Annotated in this window: 23 protein-coding genes and 2 riboswitches; of the genes, 21 read left to right on the top strand and 2 right to left on the bottom strand. The window is 35.4% G+C overall.

The annotated features are described in order from the left end of the window. From MWH25_RS09125 to MWH25_RS09165, 9 genes are all read left to right on the top strand, one after another. The coding region (locus tag MWH25_RS09125) for a hypothetical protein (protein WP_248627344.1) at positions 1-204 on the top strand (204 nt) is incomplete at its 5' end. Positions 205-216: 12 nt separating this feature from the next. Next, positions 217-1,320, top strand: coding sequence for a class II glutamine amidotransferase (locus MWH25_RS09130; RefSeq protein WP_248627345.1), 1,104 nt, complete (start codon positions 217-219; stop codon positions 1,318-1,320). Beyond that, positions 1,311-2,813, top strand: a complete 1,503-nt coding sequence (locus MWH25_RS09135; protein ID WP_248627346.1) for a glutamate synthase-related protein — start codon at positions 1,311-1,313, stop codon at positions 2,811-2,813. Before MWH25_RS09130 ends, MWH25_RS09135 begins: the two co-directional genes overlap by 10 nt. Before the next feature lie 115 nt (positions 2,814-2,928). After that, positions 2,929-3,366, top strand: a complete 438-nt coding sequence (locus tag MWH25_RS09140) for a 4Fe-4S dicluster domain-containing protein (protein ID WP_248627347.1) — start codon at positions 2,929-2,931, stop codon at positions 3,364-3,366. 20 nt (positions 3,367-3,386) lie between these two features. Then, complete coding sequence (locus MWH25_RS09145; RefSeq protein WP_248627348.1) at positions 3,387-4,646, top strand: NAD(P)/FAD-dependent oxidoreductase; 1,260 nt, start codon at positions 3,387-3,389, stop codon at positions 4,644-4,646. After that, a complete protein-coding gene (locus MWH25_RS09150) occupies positions 4,637-5,374 on the top strand; it encodes a GltB/FmdC/FwdC-like GXGXG domain-containing protein (RefSeq protein WP_248627349.1) in 738 nt (245 codons plus the stop codon). The genes MWH25_RS09145 and MWH25_RS09150 overlap by 10 nt, the downstream gene beginning before the upstream one ends. A gap of 192 nt (positions 5,375-5,566) precedes the next feature. Next, entirely contained in the window at positions 5,567-6,910 is a 1,344-nt protein-coding gene (locus tag MWH25_RS09155) for an alanine/glycine:cation symporter family protein (RefSeq protein WP_248627350.1), read from the top strand. 228 nt (positions 6,911-7,138) lie between these two features. Then, complete coding sequence (gene dapF / locus MWH25_RS09160; RefSeq protein WP_248627351.1) at positions 7,139-7,981, top strand: diaminopimelate epimerase; 843 nt, start codon at positions 7,139-7,141, stop codon at positions 7,979-7,981. Between the two features lie 210 nt (positions 7,982-8,191). Then, on the top strand, positions 8,192-9,433 hold the full coding sequence (locus MWH25_RS09165; protein ID WP_248627352.1) for an LL-diaminopimelate aminotransferase: 1,242 nt from the start codon (positions 8,192-8,194) through the stop codon (positions 9,431-9,433). Positions 9,434-9,486: 53 nt separating this feature from the next. Here MWH25_RS09165 and MWH25_RS09170 read toward each other — a convergent pair whose 3' ends face one another. Continuing rightward, positions 9,487-9,846, bottom strand: coding sequence for a four-helix bundle copper-binding protein (locus MWH25_RS09170; protein WP_248627353.1), 360 nt, complete (start codon positions 9,844-9,846; stop codon positions 9,487-9,489). 275 nt (positions 9,847-10,121) lie between these two features. Between MWH25_RS09170 and nrdG the strand changes: the two genes are divergently transcribed. Continuing rightward, positions 10,122-10,619: an anaerobic ribonucleoside-triphosphate reductase activating protein gene (nrdG, locus tag MWH25_RS09175; RefSeq protein WP_248627354.1), complete on the top strand. Its 498-nt coding sequence runs from the start codon at positions 10,122-10,124 to the stop codon at positions 10,617-10,619. A 14-nt stretch (positions 10,620-10,633) separates the two neighbouring features. Next, entirely contained in the window at positions 10,634-11,302 is a 669-nt protein-coding gene (locus MWH25_RS09180) for a hypothetical protein (protein ID WP_248627355.1), read from the top strand. Positions 11,303-11,407: 105 nt separating this feature from the next. Here MWH25_RS09180 and MWH25_RS09185 read toward each other — a convergent pair whose 3' ends face one another. Continuing rightward, on the bottom strand, positions 11,408-11,686 hold the full coding sequence (locus MWH25_RS09185) for a hypothetical protein (protein ID WP_248627356.1): 279 nt from the start codon (positions 11,684-11,686) through the stop codon (positions 11,408-11,410). A 182-nt stretch (positions 11,687-11,868) separates the two neighbouring features. Further along, positions 11,869-12,011, top strand: a riboswitch (cyclic di-AMP (ydaO/yuaA leader). 134 nt (positions 12,012-12,145) lie between these two features. Here MWH25_RS09185 and MWH25_RS09190 point away from each other — a divergent pair. From MWH25_RS09190 to MWH25_RS09235, 10 genes are all read left to right on the top strand, one after another. Continuing rightward, on the top strand, positions 12,146-13,993 hold the full coding sequence (locus MWH25_RS09190) for an ATP-binding protein (protein WP_248627357.1): 1,848 nt from the start codon (positions 12,146-12,148) through the stop codon (positions 13,991-13,993). Positions 13,994-14,006: 13 nt separating this feature from the next. Next, complete coding sequence (locus tag MWH25_RS09195) at positions 14,007-14,366, top strand: response regulator transcription factor (RefSeq protein WP_248627358.1); 360 nt, start codon at positions 14,007-14,009, stop codon at positions 14,364-14,366. Between the two features lie 18 nt (positions 14,367-14,384). Further along, positions 14,385-15,065: a sigma-54-dependent transcriptional regulator gene (locus tag MWH25_RS09200; RefSeq protein ID WP_248627359.1), complete on the top strand. Its 681-nt coding sequence runs from the start codon at positions 14,385-14,387 to the stop codon at positions 15,063-15,065. After that, a complete protein-coding gene (locus MWH25_RS09205) occupies positions 15,065-15,469 on the top strand; it encodes a potassium channel family protein (protein WP_248627360.1) in 405 nt (134 codons plus the stop codon). Before MWH25_RS09200 ends, MWH25_RS09205 begins: the two co-directional genes overlap by 1 nt. Positions 15,470-15,471: 2 nt before the next feature. Beyond that, positions 15,472-16,134, top strand: coding sequence for a potassium channel family protein (locus MWH25_RS09210; protein ID WP_248627361.1), 663 nt, complete (start codon positions 15,472-15,474; stop codon positions 16,132-16,134). Between the two features lie 28 nt (positions 16,135-16,162). After that, positions 16,163-17,641, top strand: a complete 1,479-nt coding sequence (locus tag MWH25_RS09215) for a TrkH family potassium uptake protein (protein WP_248627362.1) — start codon at positions 16,163-16,165, stop codon at positions 17,639-17,641. A 21-nt stretch (positions 17,642-17,662) separates the two neighbouring features. Next, on the top strand, positions 17,663-19,000 hold the full coding sequence (locus MWH25_RS09220) for a TrkH family potassium uptake protein (RefSeq protein WP_248627363.1): 1,338 nt from the start codon (positions 17,663-17,665) through the stop codon (positions 18,998-19,000). A 17-nt stretch (positions 19,001-19,017) separates the two neighbouring features. Continuing rightward, positions 19,018-19,674: a potassium channel family protein gene (locus tag MWH25_RS09225; RefSeq protein WP_248627364.1), complete on the top strand. Its 657-nt coding sequence runs from the start codon at positions 19,018-19,020 to the stop codon at positions 19,672-19,674. A 74-nt stretch (positions 19,675-19,748) separates the two neighbouring features. Continuing rightward, positions 19,749-20,402 (top strand): potassium channel family protein, encoded by a 654-nt coding sequence (locus MWH25_RS09230; RefSeq protein WP_248627365.1) that lies wholly within the window; start codon positions 19,749-19,751, stop codon positions 20,400-20,402. Between the two features lie 14 nt (positions 20,403-20,416). Next, positions 20,417-21,727, top strand: a complete 1,311-nt coding sequence (locus tag MWH25_RS09235) for a chloride channel protein (protein ID WP_248627366.1) — start codon at positions 20,417-20,419, stop codon at positions 21,725-21,727. A gap of 118 nt (positions 21,728-21,845) precedes the next feature. Next, a riboswitch (cyclic di-AMP (ydaO/yuaA leader) is annotated at positions 21,846-21,993 on the top strand. The last annotated feature ends 203 nt before the right edge of the window (positions 21,994-22,196 follow it).

Below are 22,196 nucleotides of genomic sequence, written 5' to 3' on the forward strand. Positions count from 1 at the left end.
TTTAGCCCTCTCGAAACTGATTTTGAAGTTTATTGGTTGCAGATTTTAATTTTAAAAGTGAAACTATATATCAATAATGTTAGAACAGGTTTAGAAACCTGTTCTAATTTTTTTAATTTTTCCTTGCATATTGTGAAAATATACCGTATAATGTTTATACAATATGAAAATACAGTTTTATATAATGAAAATATAATTTTTTGAGGGGGAAGACAGATGAAAGGTAGTAGAGCAGAAGAGAAGATCATGTCTGGTTGTGCTATCAGTGGGATCTTAAATAGAAAAGGTAACAGATTTTCTGGAGAAGAGATTATAGATTCTATTGCTCTGATGCATGAGCGTTCTAATGGTTTAGGGGGTGGTTTTGCAGCATATGGTATCTATCCTGAATTTAAGGAGCAATATGCAATCCATATGTTTTATGATGATTTGGATGCTAAAGAGGAGGTAGAGTATTTTTTAAATCGCCACTTTAATATTGCTGTAGCAGAAAAGATACCTACTAGAGAGGTAGATAAGATTAGTAACCCACCAATTATTTGGCGTTACTTTGCTATGCCAAATGAGCAGAAGTTATCAGAATTTGGTTTGGCAGATGATGAATATGTGGCTCAATCGGTGATGAATATTAATGCCAATTATCGCGGGGCTTTCGTAGTTTCAAGTGGTAAGAATATGGGGGTCTTTAAGGGCGTTGGTTATCCTGAAGATATAGGAGATTTTTATAAGTTAGAAGAGTATGAAGCATATTTATGGACGGCTCATGGTAGATTTCCAACCAATACTCCAGGTTGGTGGGGTGGAGCTCATCCGTTTACTTTATTGGATTGGTCAATTGTTCATAATGGAGAGATTTCATCATATGGGGCCAACAAGAGATATTTAGAGATGTTTGGTTATAAGTGTACGATGCAGACCGATACTGAAGCAATTACTTATTTATTTGATTTGATGTTAAGAAAGCATAAATTATCTTTAGAGTCAGCTGTTAAAGCAGTAGCAGCCCCTTTATGGAGTGAGATTGAGAGGATGGAGCCAAAGGAGAAGAAGATAGCTACTGCAATCAGAACTATCTATGGTAATGCTTTATTGAATGGGCCATTTTCAATTATTTTGGGTCATAAGGATGGCTTTTTGGCTTTGAATGACAGAATTAAGTTACGACCTTTAGTCGTTGCTGAGGATGAGGAGAGAACATATGTAGCTAGTGAAGAGTCAGCAATCAGAGAAATCTGTTCTGAACCAGAAAAGGTCTGGACTCCTAGAGGTGGAGAACCAGTTATTGGATTATTAGAAGGGAGAGAAGAAGTATGGGCTTAGATTATAACATTCCAGAATTTATAATTGAGCGGGATCAAGATAGATGTATTGATTGTCAAGTTTGTCAGCACCAATGTGCTAACCAGGTTCATGCTTATGATCAAGATTTAGAGAAGATGGTGGCTCAAGATATTGATTGTGTCAACTGCCATCGCTGTGTAACTTTATGTCCTACGAATGCGTTAATAATTAGGGAGAATCCATCTGAATATAAGAAGAATAAAAATTGGACTGGAAATATGATTGAGAATATTCAAAAACAAGCTGCTACTGGTGGGATTTTGTTGACGGGGATGGGCAATCCGACTGCTAAAAAGATCTATTGGGATCATATCTTATTGAATGCTAGTCAGGTTACTAACCCATCAATTGATCCACTACGAGAGCCAATGGAGCTGAAGACTTTCTTAGGTCGTAAGCCAGATCAGATTGAGTTTGATGATAATGGAGAATTGAAGGATTTACCGCCACAGTTGGAGTTGGATATTCCAATTATGTTTGGTGCAATGTCCTTTGGTTCGATTAGTATCAATGCTTGTAAGTCGTTGGCTAAAGCAGCTAGTGATTTAGGGTTGATGTATAATACCGGCGAAGGTGGTTTACATCAAGATTTATATCAGTATGGTCAAAGGACTATTGTTCAGGTTGCTTCTGGTAGATTTGGAGTTCATAATGAGTATTTAAATGCTGGAGCAGCTGTTGAAATTAAGGTTGGTCAAGGGGCCAAGCCAGGGATTGGAGGTCATCTGCCAGGTGAGAAGGTAGGAGCAGAGGTTTCTAAGACGAGAATGATTCCTAAGGGATCAGATGCTTTATCGCCAGCACCACACCATGATATTTATTCGATTGAGGATTTAAGACAGTTAATCTATGCTTTGAAGGAAGCTACAGATTATAAAAAGCCAGTCTCTGTTAAGATAGCTGCTGTCCATAATGTAGCTGCTATTGCATCAGGAATCGCTAGTGCTGGTGCCGATATTATTGCAATTGATGGTTATCGGGGAGGGACTGGAGCAGCACCGACTATGATTCGTGATAATGTGGGGATTCCAGTTGAATTGGCTTTAGCAGCTGTTGATGATCGTCTCCGGCAAGAGGGGCTAAGAAAGAATGTCTCTTTAGTTGTTAGTGGGAGTATTAGAAATAGTGCCGATATTGTCAAGGCAGTTGCTTTAGGTGCAGATGCTGTCTATATTGCCTCAGCAGCTTTAATCTCTTTAGGGTGCCATATGTGCCAGAAGTGTTATACAGGTAAGTGTAACTGGGGAATTGCTACTCAACGACCTGAGTTGGTCAAGAGATTAAACCCTGAAGTTGGTGCCCAGCGAGTTAAGAACTTGATTACAGGTTGGTCACATGAAATTAAAGAGATCTTAGGTGGAATGGGGATCAATGCCTTAGAGAGTCTGCGAGGCAATCGCTTAATGTTACGGGGGATTGACTTAACTGAAAAAGAATTGGAGATTTTAGGGATTAAACACGCAGGAAAATAAAGCATTGAAGATTTAATATTGAATAATTAACAATGAAAAAATTAACAATGAAAAAAGAGGGTTTAAAACTATTCAATATTCATTATTAACTATTAATTGAACTAGGGGGGATTTGATGAAAAGAGTTTATGCTAGAGAGGAGTACTGTCTTGGTTGTAAGCTGTGTGAAGTTTATTGTGTAACTAGCCATTCTAAATCGAAAGATATAGTTAAAGCACATAAATTAGAAGAGATTACACCACGAATTATTATCGAATCTAAAGATAATATCTCTTTTGCTTTACAGTGTCGCCATTGTGAGGCTGCAGATTGTACTAAAGCCTGTATCACGGGAGCAATTCAGAAAGATGAAGAGACAGGGATAGTTAACTATGATGCTGTTAGATGTGTAGGTTGTTGGACTTGTATTATGGCTTGTTCTTATGGTGTAATTAGAAGAGATGAATATGGAGATAAGGTAATCTCTAAGTGTGATTTATGTATTACAGAGGAAGAACCAGCTTGTGTGACAAACTGTCCTAATAGTGCATTGGAGTTTGAGGAGCGAGAATAGAATAGAGGGAGGTAATAACTGTGGATTATGTAATTATCGGTAATTCTGCTGCTGGGATTGGTGCTATAGAAGGAATTAGAAAGGTTGATCAAGAGGGAAAGATTACAGTCATCTCTGATGAGGAGTATCATACCTATTCGAGACCTTTAATTTCATATTATTTAGCTGAGCAGGTCAGTGCAGAGCAGATGAAGTATCGAGGAGCAGATTTTTATCAAGAGTATGGAGTAGAGACTAGATTGGGTGACAGGGTAGTTAAAGTTGATCAGGATGATAAATTACTTGCTTTAGAGTCTGGGGAAGAGATCAATTTTAATAAATTATTGGTAGCTACAGGAGGAACACCGTTTATTCCTCCGATTACAGGGGCCAATAAGGATAATATTTATACATTTATCAAACTTGATGATTCTAAAGCTATTGCTCAAGAGGTTGAGGAAGGAGATATTAAAGAAGTAGTAATCTTAGGAGCTGGTTTGATTGGACTTAAAGCAGCGGAGGCTTTAGTCAAATTAGGAGTTAAGGTGACAGTTGTTGAATTGGCTGATCGGGTCTTAAGTGCTATTTTAGATCAGGATGCAGCTGAAATTGTCCAGCAGAATTTAGAAGCTAAAGGGATTGAGTTTGTTTTAGAAGATACAATAGAAGAGTTTAGTGGTACTGATAGAGCTACGGCTGTTAAGTTAAAATCGGGCCAACAATTAAAGACTGATCTAGCTATTATTGCTGTAGGTGTCAGACCAAATACTGAGTTAGTGCAGGATACAGAAGTAGAATTAAATCGCGGGGTTATAGTTGATGATCAGCTAGAGACTAATATAAGTGGTATTTATGCTGCTGGAGATGTTTCAGAAGGCTATGATCTAGTTAGAGGTTCAGCAGCAGTGATTCCTATCTGGCCGAATGCTTATCGCCAAGGGTTAGTAGCAGGGCAGAATATGGCTGGAGCTAGTGAAAGCTATAATGAAGGTTTTGTTCGCAATTCGATTGGATTTTTTGGTCTACCAATGATTACAGCTGGAATTATCAATCCAGAAGGTGATGGGTATGAGGTTTTAAGTAGTAAATTATTGGAAAATAATAGTTATAGAAAGGTTGTCTTACAGGAGGGAAAGATTGTAGGATTTATTTACTTAACTGATATAGATCGAGCTGGAATTTTGACAGGGTTAATTAAAGAAGAGCAGGATGTTAGTCAGATTAAAGAGGAGTTATTGGCTGATGATTTCGGTTATTTATCTTTTAGTGAAGAGGAGAGGAGGAAGTTGTTGTGGCTGTAATTGATGCTCAGGGGGTTTATTATAGAGAGTTAAATCAAGAGATAAAAGGACTGTTGGCTAAAGGTGAGAAAGAAATAATTTTAAATAATGTCAATGGTCAACGCTATATCGGTGATGGGTTAACAGAGCAAGCTAAATTGATCATTGATGGTACACCAGGTAATGATCTAGCTGCTTTCGGAAATGGGGCAGAAATTGTTATTAATGGGAATGGACAGGACGGAATTGCCAATACTATGAATGGTGGTCAGATTATAATTCATGGTAGTGTAGGTGATACGTTAGGTTATAGTATGCGTGGTGGAGAGATCTATGTTAAAGGAGATGTAGGTTATCGGGTTGGAATTCATATGAAAGGTTATCAAGATCAACAACCTTTGATTATTATCGGTGGTGGAGCAGGAGATTTCTTTGGTGAGTATATGGCTGGAGGAAGAATGATTTTATTAGGATTGAATAGAGCTGAAGGGCAAGATATTGTTGGTAATTATGTAGGGGCTGGAATGCATGGCGGGGTGATCTATATTCGAGGACAAGTAGAAGATTACCAGATTGGTCAAGAGGTTAAGATTAGTGGTCTTGATGAAGATGATCGTAAGGAACTTATAGGTTATTTGCAGGATTATTGTCAGGAGTTTGATTATGATTTAGAAGAGGTACTGGATGCTGAATTTTGTAAGTTAGAACCTCGTTCTGCAAGACCTTATGGGAATTTATATGCGTATTAGCTTAAGTTTAAGGTTGAGATTAAGGTTAAGCCAATCGTTAAAAGTATATAAGGGTTTAGCATTTACTTAACCTTAAACTTAATGTCCCTACAGGTCTTTATCAAGCTCAAAGGTAGCTTAATTTATATCCTTCAAAAGATGAAAATATCGAAATGTTTTAGTAAATAAAAAATATAATTAGGAGGTTAAATAATGGTAGAATTTTTAGGTGAGTTAAGTGGTATAGTCTGGGGACCTTTTTTAATTGTTTTGCTGGTTGGAACTGGTGTCTTAATTACTTTTAGAACTGGTGGGATTCAGACTCAATTACAAGAAGCCTTTGCTGTTTTAAAAGGAGAACGTGATGACCCAGAAGATGATGGTGAAATCGATCACTTTGAGGCTTTAAGTGCTGCTTTGTCAGCTACTATTGGAACTGGTAATATTGCTGGTGTAGGAACAGCAATAGCCCTTGGTGGTCCGGGAGCAGTATTATGGATGTGGATTACTGGTGTTTTTGGAATGGCAACTAAATTTGCTAGTTGTTTATTAGGTCAGAAATATAGGGTAGTTAGAGAAGATGGAACAGTTAGTGGTGGCCCGATGCATTATTTAGAAAATGGCTTAGGGCAAAAGTGGCTAGGGGTTTTATTTGCTCTCTTTGCAGGGATAGCTTCTTTTGGAATCGGTAATATGGTACAAGCTAATTCAGTAGCTGATCCACTACATAGTACCTTTGGAATTCCAACAGCAGCAACTGGAATTGCAATAGCACTTATTGTTGGATCAGTAATTATTGGTGGAATTAAGAGAATTGGTAAGGTAACTAGTAAGGTTGTTCCTTTGATGGCTGTTATTTATTTCTTAGGTGCATTGATAGTTCTACTAGCTAATGCTAGTCAACTTCCAGCTGCGTTTGCTACTATATTTAGGCAAGCATTCAGACCGACTTCAGCAGCAGGGGGATTTGCTGGAGCAACGGTAGCAGCAACTTTACGTTTTGGAGTTGCTAGAGGTATCTTCTCTAATGAAGCTGGTTTAGGTAGTTCTCCAATGGCGCACTCTGCAGCTAAAGCAGGTCAGCCGGTACATGAAGGTTTAGTAGCAATGTTAGGGCCACTAATTGATACTTTGCTTGTTTGTACTATGACAGCGTTAGTAATTGTAGTAACTGGTGCTTGGGAGAGTGGAGAAGTTGGAGCATCATTGACAGCTCAGGCATTTGAAATGGGATTACCTGGTCCTGGTGGTTGGATTGTTACTTTCGGAATTATATTCTTTGCTATTTCTACAGCTATTAGTTGGTCTTATTATGGCGAGCGTTGTGTAGATTATCTTTTTGGTCAAGAAGCAATTAAATTTTATCGTTGGTTATATATTCTAGCTTTACCAGTTGGTGCTATGGTGCAATTAGAATTAATCTGGTCACTTGCAGATGTAGCAAATGGATTAATGGCATTTCCTAACTTAGTTGGTATTATAGGATTATCTGGAGTAGTTGTTAAGGAAGCTGAAGCTTACTTCCAGAATTCAGATAACATTAAGATTTCTAGATGAGTATAAATTCAATAGATTTAACCGAGAATTTTGTAAATGTTGTAGAACCCATAGAAACCATATCTATTTTACATTGTAAATTGTACACTAAGACGGGGATGTAGAGAAACTTAGTTATCTGTGAAGCACTGTGGTGATAGGCTTAAATTTAGCAAATGATTTTTATTACGGAAAGTCTAATAAGACTTGTAGGGAGAACACTAATCAAGAAAAAAAGAGGTGGATCGTATGAAATTTACTAAAATGCACGGACTTGGTAATGATTTTGTAATAGTTAATTTATTAGAAGAAAAGTTGACTAATCTAGGGCAGTTGGCCCGAGAAATATGTGATAGACATTTTGGTGTGGGAGCTGATGGTTTGGTCTTGGTCTTACCAGCTGAAAAGGATGAAGCGGATTTTAGGATGAGAATATTCAATCCTGATGGTAGTGAACCGGAGATGTGTGGGAATGCGATCAGATGTTTTGCTAAATATCTTTATGAGCGAAAATTGACAGATAAAACAAAGGTTAAAGTGGAAACGTTGGCAGGAATTATAATTCCTGAATTGATTATTGAAGCTGGTCAGGTAGAGGTTGTAAAGGTTGACATGGGCCAACCTCGCTTAAAGAGTCAAGAGATTCCAATGGCTGGAGTTGAGCAGAAGCAGGTAGTTAAGCAACCTTTAGAGGTTGCAGGTCAAGAGTATGAGATAACGGCTGTTTCGATGGGCAATCCTCATTGTGTAATCTTTGTAGATCAAGTAGATGATTTTCCGGTCAGTGAAGTTGGCCCGTTAATTGAGAAGCATTCTTTATTTCCTGTCAAGACCAATGTAGAATTTATAGAAGTAGTTAACTCTGATGAGTTGAAGATGAGGGTCTGGGAAAGAGGAGCAGGAGTTACTCTAGCTTGTGGAACAGGTGCCTGTGCTTCAACAGTAGCAGCTATTTTAAATCAGCTGACTGATAGAGAAGTAATGGTTCATCTACTCGGTGGTGACTTATTGATAGAATGGGCTGAAGATAACAATCATGTCTATATGACTGGCCCAGCTGAAGAGGTCTTTGTTGGAGAGTGGAAAGAGTAGTTGATAGTTTAAAATTGACAGTTGATAATTAAAAGATTAAGGTCAAAACCTTTTAAAGTTCTATTTTTATTAGTTTGAGGTGGCTTTAACTATCCATTATCCATTATCAATTAGAACTGGATTGCAGAAAGATTTATATATACATGAAGTATTATAATAGTAAGCTTTAATTCAAGTGAGAAGAATAAAGAATAATAAGAGGTGATTATAATGGCAGAAGAGAGTTATATTCAACAGTTATTTGCTGATAGAATCGGTGGTAGTCAGTTTGGTAAGGGAGATGTAATCTATAAATTTGAAAAGATAAAGCGGGCCAAACAGGTAGCTAAAGAGAAGCATCCTGATGTTGAATTGATAGATATGGGTGTTGGTGAGCCTGATTGGATGGCAGATCAAGGAGTAGTAGAGACACTTTGTGAAGAAGCTAAGAAATGGGAGAATAGAGGTTATGCCGATAATGGAATCTTTGCCTTTAAGGAAGCGGCAGCTCAATATATGGAAGAGGTTTATGGGATTGAGGATTTAGATCCTGAGACGGAAGTTAATCACTCTATTGGTTCTAAGCCTGCTTTAGCTATGCTTCCAGCAGCCTTTATCAATCCTGGTGATATTACGATTATGACTACACCTGGTTATCCAGTAATGGGTACCCATACAGAATGGATGGGTGGTGAAGTAGTTAATTTGCCATTATTGAAGGCGAATGACTTTTTACCTGCTCTGTCTACTCTGACTGAGGAGCAGAGAGAACGGGCCAAATTGTTGTATTTAAATTATCCTAATAATCCTACTGGAGCAGTAGCTAATGAAGAGTTCTTTACCGAAGTAGTCAGCTTTGCTAAAGAGAATGATATTATAGTAATTCATGATGCAGCTTATGCTGGTTTAACTTTTGATGATTATCAACCGTTATCATTCTTATCGATTCCAGGGGCCAAAGAGGTCGGCATTGAGATTCAATCTCTATCCAAAGCCTTCAATATGACAGGATGGCGGATGGCCTTTGTAGCAGGGAATCCATTAGTAGTTAATGCTTTTGCTACAGTCAAGGATAATAATGATTCGGGCCAATTTAAAGCAATTCAGCAGGCTGCTGTCTATGCTCTTAACCATCCCCAGATTACAGAAGAGACGTGTAGTAAATATTCCCGAAGACATAATATGTTGGTTAAGGTACTAAAAGAGGTAGGTTTCGATGTTACTAAACCTAAAGGTTCTTTTTATCTCTATGTTCAGATTCCAAAAGGGATTAAAGGTGGAGTTGAGTTTGCAACAGCAGAAGAGTTTTCTCAGTACTTAATTAAAGAACATCTCATCTCGACAGTCCCTTGGGATGATGCTGGAGCCTTTGTTAGATTTTCTGTGACTTTTGTAGCTGATGGTAAGGCAGAAGAGGAAGAAGTGATTGAAGAGATTAAAGCTAGATTATCTAGTGAAGAATTTATCTTTTAATCATTAAGACGAGCAGACTGGATGATAATTTCAGCCTGCTCGTTTTGGTAATCTTAGAATTGGTGAGTTTGTACCATATTACGACATTCAGCAGCACAGTCACGACAGATTTGAGCACAAGCTTGGCAGTGATCATCTTCGAACTGTTCACACTCAGCTGCACAAGCATCACAGATCTCAGCACATAATTCACAGATTTGACTAGCAAATCTACTATTACCTGCCATATACTTAGCAGAGATAGAACAGATCTCAATACAGTCCTTTAATAGCTCTATACATTCTATCCTCTTATCCACATCAGGTGCATGCAAGCAAGCATCCAAGCAGAATTCACACTCTGCCAGGCACTGATTACAGATATCGATACATTTTTGATACCTATCCATATGAGTTTCCATCATAGTTGGCATTATTGAAATTCCCCCTTTTAAATTTTAGTAGCCTATAAATAGTATTTGAAAAAAGGCTGTAGTTTATTTCTGTAATTTAGAGGAAAGATTAAGATTATAATCAATATCTGTACTATATTTTAGATTAACTATATTAGAGTGAGAATTTTATTCTTAAAGCAGGGAAATTGAAATTTATCTTTAATTAATAATTGAATACTGGATTATTTTTAATCAGCCCCAGAGGAATTATCCTCTGGTTTTTTGTTGACACTGATAATTGAGGAGTGAAATTGATGCAGCTTAGATTAGCAGGAATTACACCTGAGAGTGTAGTAGATGGGCCAGGAGTGAGATTCACTATCTTTGCTCAAGGTTGTAAGCATCAGTGTTCAGGGTGCCATAATCCCGCTACACATTCTTTTAAAGCAGGGAAGATGTTTGAGATAGAAGAGATAATTGAGCAGATCAAGGAGAAGGCTTTAATTACTGGAGTTACCTTTAGTGGAGGAGATCCTTTCTTTCAGGCAGCAGAGTTTGCTCAGTTAGGACAACAGATTAAGGAGTTAGATCAAAAGCTTGATATTATTACTTATACAGGATTTTTATATGAGGAATTGATTCAAGATCAAGAAAAACTATCTTTAGTAAAGGTAACTGATGTTTTGATCGATGGTCTATTTGAAGAAGCTAAACAGGATTTAAGCTTAAATTATCGTGGTTCTTCTAATCAACGGGTGATTGATGTTAAGAAGTCATTAAGAACAGATAAAATTGTAAAAGTAAAATTGTAAAGGGAGTGAAGGAGTTGAAAGAGTTGAAAGAGTTGAAAGAAGTAACACAAAATTATTTTAGTAATTATAATGTTCCAGACGTAATCAATCAGGAATCGGTCATTATGTTTATCCTTGAATCGCCACATACCCAGGAGATGAAAAATGGCTATCCAGTAGCAGGTAGTTCGGGAGTGGAGATGACTAAGAATATTTATGGAAAGCAGTTCAAGGAGCCATTTGGTAAGTTGGTCAGTCAGAAGGAAGAGTATCAGGAGCAGTATCAAAATTTAAACAAGTTCAGTATCTTGAATGTAGCACCTGCTCCGATGCAAAAAGGAGGGTTACAGGAGTATGATTTGAGTGCTGGGGATGAAAGGGTCGTTGCTATCTTAGAAAAATTGCGAACCAACTATAAGAGTAAAAGCCATCAAAAAGAAGGGTGGAATCAGGTTAAAAAGATCGTGGTAGCCAATTTTAAGGAGCGTTTGGTGGAAGCATTAAATGAGTTGCCTGATAATCAATATTTAGTTCCCTGTGGTAAGTTGGCAGAGTCTTATTTAGATTTAGTTAAGGATGATTTAGAATTGATTCAAAAGCAACAGATTATTGAGGGAGTTCCTCATCCTTCGTTTAATCAATGGAGCTATGATGATGCGATCGCTGATTTAATTGAAAAGATAAAGACATTTAATATTGAATAATGAATATTGAATAATTGAACAATTAATTACAAATTACTAGTAACTAGTCTTGTATTTAACTCAACCTTAACCTTAGACTTAAACTAAAGTTGCCGTTAGGCAACTTTATTCCTCACACTCAACTACATACCTCATAGCGACATCTAACTTAACAAGATTTTCTTCTGGGTTATCTTCGATTCTGATCATTCCTAATAAGCCTTGGTCATCCTTCCAATCAAGATATTCTTGGGTTAGATGCTGTGCTGCTTCTTCGCTAAAAGGTTCGTCATAATTAGCTAGATTATCTAAGTATAGCTTGCGAGGGACTTGTAAAGTTTTATGTTTGACCTGAAAGCAGAGACCTTCTGTATCTGTTTCTTTTATTTGTTCGAGATGCTTCATTATTAATACCTCCTCATAAGTAGGATGGGCCAATTTTTAGTTAAGAATACAGAGTATAAATTGGCAATTGTTGAACTTGAATGTCATAATTTTTTGAAACTTAAATAATTCAGGTTCTAGCTTGACAAACAGAAAAGATTATAGTTATAATAGCAGTAGCATTTAAAATTGAATAATATATATCTATGTAATCGCCTAATTCTAGATTTAGAAACGGGGGACCCATTTTTTGGGGCGAATCTGAATTCACTGTCAGTGAATTTGGTAAGGTGACCTTTTGACCTGAGCCCGACAGCTAACCTCGTAGGCGTTCAAAAGGGTAGAAGGTCTTTGTTTAATTTAACACTTAGGGATAAGTGACTTAATTTATAACCAAGGCTACGGCTACCTGCTGTAGTCTTTTTTGTTTTGTTATATTAAAGTTGATTATTAGTTAAAATAAATTTATGAGGTGTAAAGATGAAGGTTAAGAATTTGAGTTTGAAGACTAAAATTTTATTGGGATATATTTTAGTAATTTTAATTACTATTGGAGCTATAGGATGGTCTATTAATAACTTTTTAAAGTTAAATGAAGCAATAAATAATATTATGGTAGAAAATTATCGTAGTGTTGTTGCTTCTGAAGGGATGATGGAAGCATTAGAAAGGCAAGATAGTGCAGAATTGATCTTTGTTTTTGGACAGCAAGATAAAGCATTGGATATATTTCAAGAAAATCAAATGGAGTTTATTAAACATCTGTCAAGAGCTGAAGATAATATTACCATTGAAGGGGAAAGAGAAATTATAGAAAGAATTAAAGAAGAGTATCAAGAGTATTTAGAGAAATTTTTAGTTTTGCGTCAAACTTTTAATCAAGATGGTTTTGAAGTAGCTCAAGATTATTATTTAGAAGAGATTATGCCACAATTTGAAGATATAAAAGAACAAACAAGAGATTTACTAATTATCAATCAAGATCAAATGAAATTAGCTCAGCAGAAGGCCAACGATGATGCAGAGCAAGCTATTTATTCGACAATAATTTTTTCGGTAATAGCAGTAATAGTCGCTTTAGCCTGTGGAAATTACATTTCAAACTTGATTATTAAGCCGACTAAGAAGTTGACTGAAAAAGTAAAAGAGGTAGCTGATGGTAATTTGGATCAACTGATTGAAGTTAGTACTAAAGATGAAATAGGTCAGTTGGCCCATGAATTTAATAGTATGACTCAACAGCTTAAAGATTATGAAGAGATGAATATCAATAAATTAGTTGCTGAGAAGAAAAAGTCAGAAGCTATTGTAAAGAGTATTTCTAATCCATTATTAGTTACTGATAATCAAAATAAATTATTACTTATGAATTCTAAAGCAGAGAAATTGTTTGCTTTAGATGAACAGCAGATAAAAGGAAATCATGTTTTGGAAGTAATTAAAGAAGAAAGAATTTTTGAATTGATTACTAAGACATTACAAACTGGAAAAGAACAAAAGATAAGGGATGCTGAAGCATTAAAGCTTATTCAAGATGAAAAAGAGTGTTATTTCAGGATGACAACTACTCCCGTTAAAAATGAAGATAATGAAGTTAATTTAATAATAATTCTATTAGAAGATATTACTCACCTTAAAGAAGTAGATCAAATGAAATCAGAATTTGTATCTATGGTTTCTCATGAATTCAGAACGCCCTTAACATCAATGGGTATGGCAGTTAGTATGTTATTAGAAGGTAGTATTGGTCAATTAAATGAAGAGCAAAATGAACTGTTAACAGTTGTTAAGGAGGATTGTGAGCGGTTGAATCATTTGGTTGATGAATTATTAGATCTTTCTAAAATAGAATCTGGAGAGATAAATCTTGATTTTAATTCAATTAAAGTAGCTAAAATTTTTGAAGTTTCTCTACGCCCGTTTACTGAACAGGCGAAAGAGAATGGAGTAGATTTAGTAGCAGAAGAGGTAGGGAACTTGGAGGTTTATGGAGATTTAAGTAAGATTAGTTGGGTGATTACAAATTTAATTGGGAATGCTTTACGTTATACTGATCAAGGGGGAGAAATAAGATTAAGTGCTGAGAAGAAAGGGCATAAGGTTCATATTGCGATCAGTGATACCGGGAAGGGGATTCCTAAAGAATATCAAAGTAAAGTATTCGATAAATTTGTTCGGGTTAGTGATGATCAAGCTGAAGATACAGGTACAGGTTTGGGATTAGCTATTGCTAAGGAAATTATTGAAGCTCATGGTGGACGGATCTGGGTGGATAGTGAAGTTGGGGAGGGAAGTATTTTTACTTTCACTCTTAAGCTACCTAAATAAGGATGGGATAAAGATGGAGAAAATATTACTGGTTGAGGATAGTAAAAATATAATAACTGTTTTAAAATTATGCTTAAAGAATGCTGGATATCAGGTTAAGGTGGTTTGTAATGGAGTTGATGCAGTGAAGGCTGCTTTTGATTGGAAGCCAGATTTGATTTTACTTGATATCAAGCTTCCTAAAATGAATGGTTTCTTAGTCTGTGAAACATTACGAGGTGATGAAATTATGGCAGATACTCCTATTTTAATGTTAAGTGCTAAAGCCGAAGAAGAAGATATCAAGAAGGCATCTGAATTAGGAGCTGATGATTATTTAATTAAACCTATTGAACCTAAAGGTTTATTAAAAAAAGTTAAGGAATATCTATAAATAAAAGGAGGATTTAAGATGGCTAACAATAAAATTTTGGTAATTGATGATGAGAAGAATATTAGAATTACTTTAACAAAATGTTTAGAAGGAGATTACGAAGTACTAACTGCTGTTAATGGAGAAGATGGATTGGAAAAGATTGAAAACAATAATTTTGATTTAATATTATTAGATATGAAACTACCGGGAATTGATGGCATGGAAGTATTAAGTAAAATCGAAGAATTAGATAGTGAAGCTAATGTGATTATGATTACAGGTTTTGGTACTGTTGAGACTGCAGTAGAAGCTATGAAATTAGGGGCATTAGATTATTTACGAAAGCCATTTAGTTCTGAAGAGATTAGAGATGTTGTGCAAGAGGTGTTAGAGCGTAGAAGTTCAAAACTAAAAGAAGAAGAGTTAGATAGCTATGAAGATTATTTAAATTATGCTAAATCTTGTATTAATAAAAGAAATGTTAGAAAGGGTGAGGAATATTTACAAAAGGCAGTAGCTTTGGATACTTCTAAACCTGAAGCATTTAATTTATTAGGAGTAATCTTAGAGTTGAAGGGTAAAATTTTAGAAGCACAGAAGAAATATCGAGCGGCGTTATCATTGGATCCAACTTATCAGCCAGCTAAGGATAATTTAAATAGAACAACTAAATTCAATTATGAAAGAAAAGGAATCAATTTAGGAGATGGAGAATAATGTATATTCTAATTATTGGTTGTGGCAGAACAGGGTCTTATTTAGCCAATTTATTATCTAAAGAAGAAGAAAATGTCGTTGTAATTGATAAGGATGCTACTTCATTTGAAGAGTTATCCGCAGAATTTACTGGTTTTACTGTTGAAGGTGATGCTACAGAGATAGAAGTTTTAAAGGATGCTAAATTGGCTAAAGCAGACAGTGTCGTTGTAACGACTGATGATGATAATGTTAATGCTATGATTGCTCAGATAGCTAGTGAATTATATCAAGTGCCTAAGGTATTGGTTAGGGTCTTAGACTCACAAAAAGAGGTTATCTATAAAGAGTTAGATGTAATTACAATGACTCCTACTAGTCTATTGGTGGATAAATTTAAAGATGAAATTGTAAGGAGCGTTTAGCAATGGAGATTATAATTGTAGGTGGAGGAAAGATAGTATATTTTTTAGCTAAAAACTTTTTAGCTAAAGGCTATCAGGTTTCAGTTATTAATAAGGATCAAGATTATTGTATAAATTTAGCTAAGAAATTAAATGCTGTAATTATACATGGTGACGGTTCTAAGTTGAATTATTTGGAGCAAGCTAGGGCAAGTAGGGCAGATGCTATTTTAGCTTTAACTGATAATGATCCTGATAATTTATATATTTGTCAGTTGGCCCAGAGGGAATTTGAAATTCCTAAAACTTTTTCCGTAATTAATAATCCTGATAATGAAGAGATATTTAAAAATTTAGGTGTAGATACAATCTTTAATACAACTAAATTAATTTCACTATTGATTGAACAGCGGGTAGAAACCACTGATGTAAATAATTTATTATCTATTGAAGAAGGAAGGCTCAATTTGTCTCAAGTTATTTTAAAAGAAGGCTCACCAGTATTAGGTAAGAAATTAAAGGAACTTAATCTGCCTGATGAGATTGTCTTTGGTTGTGTTATTAGAGGAGAAGAGGTCGTAATTCCTAAAGGAAGTACAAAACTATTGGAAAATGACAAGGTATTAATTATTACTTTACCACAAAGACAAGCAGAAGCTTTTGATGTTCTTACTGGTGAGGAGTAATAAAGTTGACTAGCTGGAGGAATAATATATGAGATATAACAGAATAATTAAGAATAGATATAAGTTGATAATAAAGTATATTGGTATTTTAATTATGGCAATTGGTGGTTTTTTATTATTACCATTATTAGCTTTGCCTTTTTATCCAGATGAAATTATCTACTTAAAGGCTTTTGTAATTCCCTCAATTATATTTAGTAGTATTGGTTATTTGTTTTATAAGAAGATAGATTCTAAAGATGAATCAACCCTTTCGTTAAGAGAAGGTGGAATTATTGTTTTAAGCTCTTGGCTTGTGGCAATTATTGCTTCAGCTTTACCATTTGTGATTACAGGAGAGCTTAACTTTACCCAAGCGGTCTTTGAAGCGACAAGTGGTTGGACGACGACTGGATTATCAGTTGTTGATGTAGCAGAGGCACCACATATATTTCTGTTGTGGCGTAGTATTATGCAATTTTTTGGTGGGGTTGGTTTGGTTGTTGTGATGTTATCTTCAATTTTACATCCGTATGGTTTTGGATTATATAATGCTGAGGGAAGAAGTGATCAGTTATTGCCTCATGTAAGGAGATCAACTAAGGCCATTATGTATATCTATTGTGGTTATACAATTAGTGGGATAATCCTATATGTATTGGTTGGTATGGGGTTATTTGATGCTATTAATCATTCGATAGCAGCTTTATCAACTGGTGGTTTTTCTACTAGAGTTGATAGTTTAGGTTATTGGGATAGTTTGTCTATAGAGATGGTAACTTGGGTATTAATGATTTTAGGAACGATTAATTTTGCAACTCATTTTGCCTTGTTAAAGGGTAAATTTAAAATATTTTTTAAAAATGGTGAAATAAGATTATTATCTGCTTTGATTGCTTTATTTGTACCAGTAGTTATCTATTTTTCTTTGGTTGAGTTATATGATACTTTACCTAATGCATTAAGAAGAGGAGTTTTTGAAATAATAAGTGCAATTTCTACTACTGGCTTCTCTCTTAATACTTTTGCTAATTGGAATCAATTTGGGGTCTTTTCTGTGGTGATTTTAATGTTGATTGGGGGAGGAATTGGTTCGACTGCTGGTGGAATTAAGCTATTTAGAATTTATTTAATGTTAAAATCTTTAGTTTGGGAGTTACAAGGGTTCTTTTTACCTGAGAATGTGGTTAGGGAGAATTATATTTGGCGAGGAGAGAGTAAGTTATATATCAAGCCAGAGTATATTAAAACGACAGCTAATTACATATTTATCTATATGATTACTTATTTTTTAGGGGTCTTAATCTTTTTGGCCCACGGTTATCCTTTGTTAGAGTCAATGTTTGAATTTGCTTCTTCTTTAGGAACAGTAGGCTTATCAATTGGATTGACCAGTCCAGAATTGCCTAGTTTGATTTTATGGACTCAGACTTTTGGAATGTTTTTAGGGAGGCTTGAATTTTTAGTAATCTTCTTTGGAATTGTGAAAATAATTAAGGATACTAAGTATTTAATGCCTCAGAAGTGATAGTTAACGGAGGGATAAATCATGAAACAAAAATTTGATATACATAGCCTCTCCCCAGCCCAGATATTATCATTAGGTTATTTGATAATTATTGTGGTGGGGACGGGATTATTGAGTTTACCAATTGCAACTATTCAAGAAGGGGGTATGAATGTTTTAGATGCCTTATTTACTGCTACGTCTGCTACAGCGGTAACAGGTCTAATAGTAGAAAACACCGCTGAATTCTTTACCACTTTTGGGCAAGCAGTGATTATGTTCTTGATTCAGATTGGTGGTTTAGGACTAATGACAATGGCTACTTTATTTGCTTTATTAGTTGGAAGGGAAATCACCTTGAAGGAAAGATTGATTATTCAAGAGGATCTTGACCAATTTAAATTAGCAGGTCTTATTAAATTGGTTAAGTATGTAGTGACAGTAGCTTTAAGTATTGAAGCGGTTGGTGCTTTCTTATTATTTCTTAGATTTGTTCAGGATATGCCTGTAGGGCGGGCACTTTATTTTGGGATCTTTCATTCAATATCAGCTTTTAATAATGCTGGGTTTGATATCTTCGGTAATAGTCTAGAAAACTTTACGGGGGATATCGTGGTTAATTTAGTAATTACCAGTTTGTTTATTATTGGTGGAATTGGCTTTGCTGTTATTGCTCAGGTTTATAATAATAAGAGAAATTTTAAGAAGTTTTCGCTACATACTAAGATGGTCTTAAGTATAACTGCTATCTTAATTATTGCTGGAATGCTTGTAGCTTTTACGTTGGAATATAATAATCCAGAAACATTAGGTCAGTTGACCTTAGGTGAAAAGACGTTAGCTTCTTATTTTTTAGCTGTTACCCCAAGAACTGCTGGGTTTAATACTGTACCTACAGGAGGATTGCGGAGTTCTACCTTATTATTTATGATTATTTTGATGTTTATTGGAGCTTCTCCTGGTTCGACTGGTGGTGGGATTAAGACGACTACCTTTGGGGTTTTAGGAGCAGTCTTATATGCTCGAGTAGTTGGTAGGGATGATATAGAGGTTTTTAAAAGAAGATTAGATAAGAATGATATTTATAATGCGATTTCGATTGTCTTTATTGCTATGTTATTAGTATTAGTAGTGACTATGCTCTTAAATATTACTGAGCAAGCAGAATTTTTGGCTCTATTATTTGAAGCAGTCTCTGCTTTTGGTACGGTTGGTTTATCGACAGGAATAACGGGTGGCTTATCGAGGATAGGAAGAGTTTTAATTATTATTACAATGTTTGCTGGTAGGGTTGGCCCGTTGACGATTATAGTAGCAATTGCTCAAAGAAAAGCTAAGGCCAATTATAAATATGCTAAAGAGAGAATTTTAGTTGGTTAAATAAGGAGGAATGAGTTATGAAGCAATTTGCGGTAATAGGAGTAGGTCGCTTTGGTACCAGTGTAGCTAAAACCTTAATTGATAAAGGTTATGATGTACTAGCGATAGATTGTGATGAAGAAAAGGTTCAGAATATAAGTAGTTATGTAACCCATGCTGTGCAAGCAGATGCAACAGATGAGAGGGCTTTGAAATCATTAGGAATAAGTGAGATTGATACAGCTATTGTCAGTATTGGCGATAATTTAAATGCTAATATTTTAGCAACATTGATTTTAAAGGAGTTAGGAGTAGAATATGTTGTTGCTAAAGCACAGGATAATTTACATGGGGTCTTATTGACTAAGATAGGTGCAGATAAGGTTGTCTATCCTGAACGGGATATGGGCCAACGTCTTGCCAATAATTTGATATCTGCTAATTTATTAGATTATATAGAACTGTCACCTTATTATCGAGTTGCTGAAATATTGGCAACCGGGGATTTGGTGGGACATAGTTTAAAGGAGTTGGACTTGAGGAGAAGGTATGGAGTCAATGTGATTGCAGCGAAGACAGAAGATGGCTTAAATGTTTCACCAGGGCCAGACTATGTAATAAGTCAAGATGATTTATTGGTGATCATGGGGGAGAAAGATAAGTTGGAAAAGGTGTTTGAGGTAATGTGTAACTAGATTTAGAGTTTGAAAGATTGAAGATATTGAGGATTGGTTAAATTAAGAAATTATAAGACTAAAAGGGGAGATTAATGATGCATATTATAATTGCGGGTGGAGGAAGAACTAGTAAAAAAATGCTGGAATTATTCAAGGGTCATTCTCAACAGTACAAGGTAACTTTAATTGAGAGTGATAAAAAGGTTTGTGAATATATTTCTGAGGTTTATCCTTATGTTGAAATAGTCTTTGGGGATGCAACTCATCCTGAGATTTTAGAAGAAGCTAGAAATAATAATACAGCAGCATTTATAGGTGTTACTGGAGAAGAGCAAACTAATCTTTTGGCAGGGAAAGCAGCTAAAAAGATGGGGATTCCAGAGGTTATTTTAACAATAGGAACTCATCAATATAGAGAGTTGGCTAAAGTTATGGAATTGAATAATATAATCAATCCTGCTGATTCGATTTCCGCTGAGATAGTTACTCGTTTGAATGGGGCTGATTTTGCTGAATTAATTCATGATCTTCATCTTGAGATTGAATTTAAGAAGATAGTTGTTGATCAGTGGTCAGAGCTAAAAGAAGTACCAGTTACTCAATTTGAAGAAAAAGTTGCAGGGAATGCTTATCCAATCCTTATTCTTCGGCATCAAAGCTATCATTTACCATCAGATATTGATGAATTTGAAGTAGGTGATGAAGTAATTTATTGGTATAAAGAAAAGAAGAAAGGTATCTTTTAGATGGGAGGTAAAAGATGAAAAGTTTGAGTAATAATAACTTTTTAGATGATATTGTTTCATCAGTAAAGTATATTGTTAAATGGACATTACTTTCTGTGTTAGTCGGTATTGTAGTAGGCTTTGCAGCAGTAATATTTACTGGTAGCCTTAATTGGGGGATAGAGCTATTAAGTGGAGTCTTTGCAACAAGATGGGTTTATATTATGCCGATTATTGGTCTCTTTCTTAGTGGCTTTTTAACGTCAACCTTTGCCCCTGAGGCTGCAGGACATGGTACAGATGCGATTATTGAATCCTATAATCAAGACTGGGGTAAAGTTGATATTATAGTAGTACCCGTCAAATTAATTGCCAGCGTATTTACTATTGCTTTTGGAGGTTCAGCAGGGAGAGAAGGGCCAACCGTCCAGATGGGTGGAGGTCTTGGCTATTTTATTGGTAAGAATCTTAATTTGAAGTTGACCGATATCCAAAAGATAGTAATTTGTGGAATGGCGGCTTCTTTCGGTGCTATCTTTACGGCACCTATTGCTGGGGGAATGTTTGGAGCAGAGGTTTTATATATGGATGATGCTGAGTATAAGAATCTCTTTATTGGTTTTATCTCTAGTATTACAGCTTATTATATTCATGCTGTAGTATTAAATAAGCCTAGTTTGTTTACATTTCCAATTCCTCAGGATTATGTCTTTAATCCCCAACAGGATATCTTATTCTTTGTAGCGGTAGGTGTCTTTACAGGATTGGTCAGTTTATTATTCATTAAATCTCTCTATGGTTATGAACACTTAAATGAAGAAATAAGACTTCCTGATTATTATAAAACGGCTTTAGGCGGAGCTTTAACAGGACTTACAGCTGTGATTATAACTCCACAAGTTTTAGGGACGGGTATTTCATTGATCGAAGAGATAACAGTTAATTCTAATTTTGGAGTTGGATTGATATTCTTATTGATGATTGGTAAAATTTTAGCGACATCATTTACTATTGGTTCAGGAGGAAGTGGTGGAGTTGTAGCACCTGCCTTGACGATTGGAGCATTGGGAGGGGCATTTTTGGCTAATATCTTAAATTATCCTCATCCTTTTGCCCTTGTTTCTGCAGTTGCTGTCGGGGTGTTGGGTAGTGCGGCCCATATTCCAGTAACTACCACTTTGTTAGCTGCTGAATTATTCGGAATTGAATTGATCAAGCCAGCAACGATAGTCTGCTTTATTGGGGCTTGGATTGCTCGTAGTGATACCTTATATAGAGAAACCTATGTCAGTAAAACCGAAAAATCAAAGGCAGCTCATTCTTTTACAAGAGATGAGATAGAGTAAATCTTAAAAGTAAGACTAAAATATCAAATTTTGAAGATGATTGTAAAAATATGATAATTTAATCAACTTGACAAATGACTGATTTAAGGATTATAATATATTAACAAAACTAAATAATCTATTTTAATCGCTTAGTTCTATGTTTATACTAGAAGCGGGGGACCCATTTTTTTGGGGCGAATCTGAATTTACTATGGGTGAATTCGGTAAGGTTACCCTTAACCTGAGCCCGACAGCTAACCTCGTAAGCGTTCGAAAGGGAGTAGATCAAGAGTTAATTAGGGATATCTGTATATATTCCTTAAAAGACTATGGCTATCTGCTGTGGTCTTTTTTTATTTATGATGTAATTCAATTCTAGTTGAAAAATAATTGATAAAATATGATCTGATAGGAGCTACCAAACAGCTTATAATTAATTGATTAAAACTATTTAAAAATAATCAAAACTGTTGGTTGCTCTCTAGGG

This window comes from Natroniella acetigena (genome assembly GCF_023227745.1).
Lineage (GTDB): Bacteria > Bacillota > Halanaerobiia > Halobacteroidales > Halobacteroidaceae > Natroniella > Natroniella acetigena.

What these genes read in the sequence shown, in the direction of transcription:
- MWH25_RS09130 (WP_248627345.1), top strand. Translation starts at nt 217, where the DNA reads ATGAAAGGTAGTAGAGCAGAAGAGAAGATCATGTCTGGTTGTGCTATC.
- MWH25_RS09135 (WP_248627346.1), top strand. Translation starts at nt 1,311, where the DNA reads ATGGGCTTAGATTATAACATTCCAGAATTTATAATTGAGCGGGATCAA.
- MWH25_RS09140 (WP_248627347.1), top strand. Translation starts at nt 2,929, where the DNA reads ATGAAAAGAGTTTATGCTAGAGAGGAGTACTGTCTTGGTTGTAAGCTG.
- MWH25_RS09155 (WP_248627350.1), top strand. Translation starts at nt 5,567, where the DNA reads ATGGTAGAATTTTTAGGTGAGTTAAGTGGTATAGTCTGGGGACCTTTT.
- dapF (WP_248627351.1), top strand. Translation starts at nt 7,139, where the DNA reads ATGAAATTTACTAAAATGCACGGACTTGGTAATGATTTTGTAATAGTT.
- MWH25_RS09165 (WP_248627352.1), top strand. Translation starts at nt 8,192, where the DNA reads ATGGCAGAAGAGAGTTATATTCAACAGTTATTTGCTGATAGAATCGGT.
- MWH25_RS09170 (WP_248627353.1), bottom strand. Translation starts at nt 9,846, where the DNA reads ATGCCAACTATGATGGAAACTCATATGGATAGGTATCAAAAATGTATC.
- nrdG (WP_248627354.1), top strand. Translation starts at nt 10,122, where the DNA reads ATGCAGCTTAGATTAGCAGGAATTACACCTGAGAGTGTAGTAGATGGG.
- MWH25_RS09185 (WP_248627356.1), bottom strand. Translation starts at nt 11,686, where the DNA reads ATGAAGCATCTCGAACAAATAAAAGAAACAGATACAGAAGGTCTCTGC.
- MWH25_RS09190 (WP_248627357.1), top strand. Translation starts at nt 12,146, where the DNA reads ATGAAGGTTAAGAATTTGAGTTTGAAGACTAAAATTTTATTGGGATAT.
- MWH25_RS09195 (WP_248627358.1), top strand. Translation starts at nt 14,007, where the DNA reads ATGGAGAAAATATTACTGGTTGAGGATAGTAAAAATATAATAACTGTT.
- MWH25_RS09200 (WP_248627359.1), top strand. Translation starts at nt 14,385, where the DNA reads ATGGCTAACAATAAAATTTTGGTAATTGATGATGAGAAGAATATTAGA.
- MWH25_RS09205 (WP_248627360.1), top strand. Translation starts at nt 15,065, where the DNA reads ATGTATATTCTAATTATTGGTTGTGGCAGAACAGGGTCTTATTTAGCC.
- MWH25_RS09210 (WP_248627361.1), top strand. Translation starts at nt 15,472, where the DNA reads ATGGAGATTATAATTGTAGGTGGAGGAAAGATAGTATATTTTTTAGCT.
- MWH25_RS09215 (WP_248627362.1), top strand. Translation starts at nt 16,163, where the DNA reads ATGAGATATAACAGAATAATTAAGAATAGATATAAGTTGATAATAAAG.
- MWH25_RS09220 (WP_248627363.1), top strand. Translation starts at nt 17,663, where the DNA reads ATGAAACAAAAATTTGATATACATAGCCTCTCCCCAGCCCAGATATTA.
- MWH25_RS09225 (WP_248627364.1), top strand. Translation starts at nt 19,018, where the DNA reads ATGAAGCAATTTGCGGTAATAGGAGTAGGTCGCTTTGGTACCAGTGTA.
- MWH25_RS09230 (WP_248627365.1), top strand. Translation starts at nt 19,749, where the DNA reads ATGATGCATATTATAATTGCGGGTGGAGGAAGAACTAGTAAAAAAATG.
- MWH25_RS09235 (WP_248627366.1), top strand. Translation starts at nt 20,417, where the DNA reads ATGAAAAGTTTGAGTAATAATAACTTTTTAGATGATATTGTTTCATCA.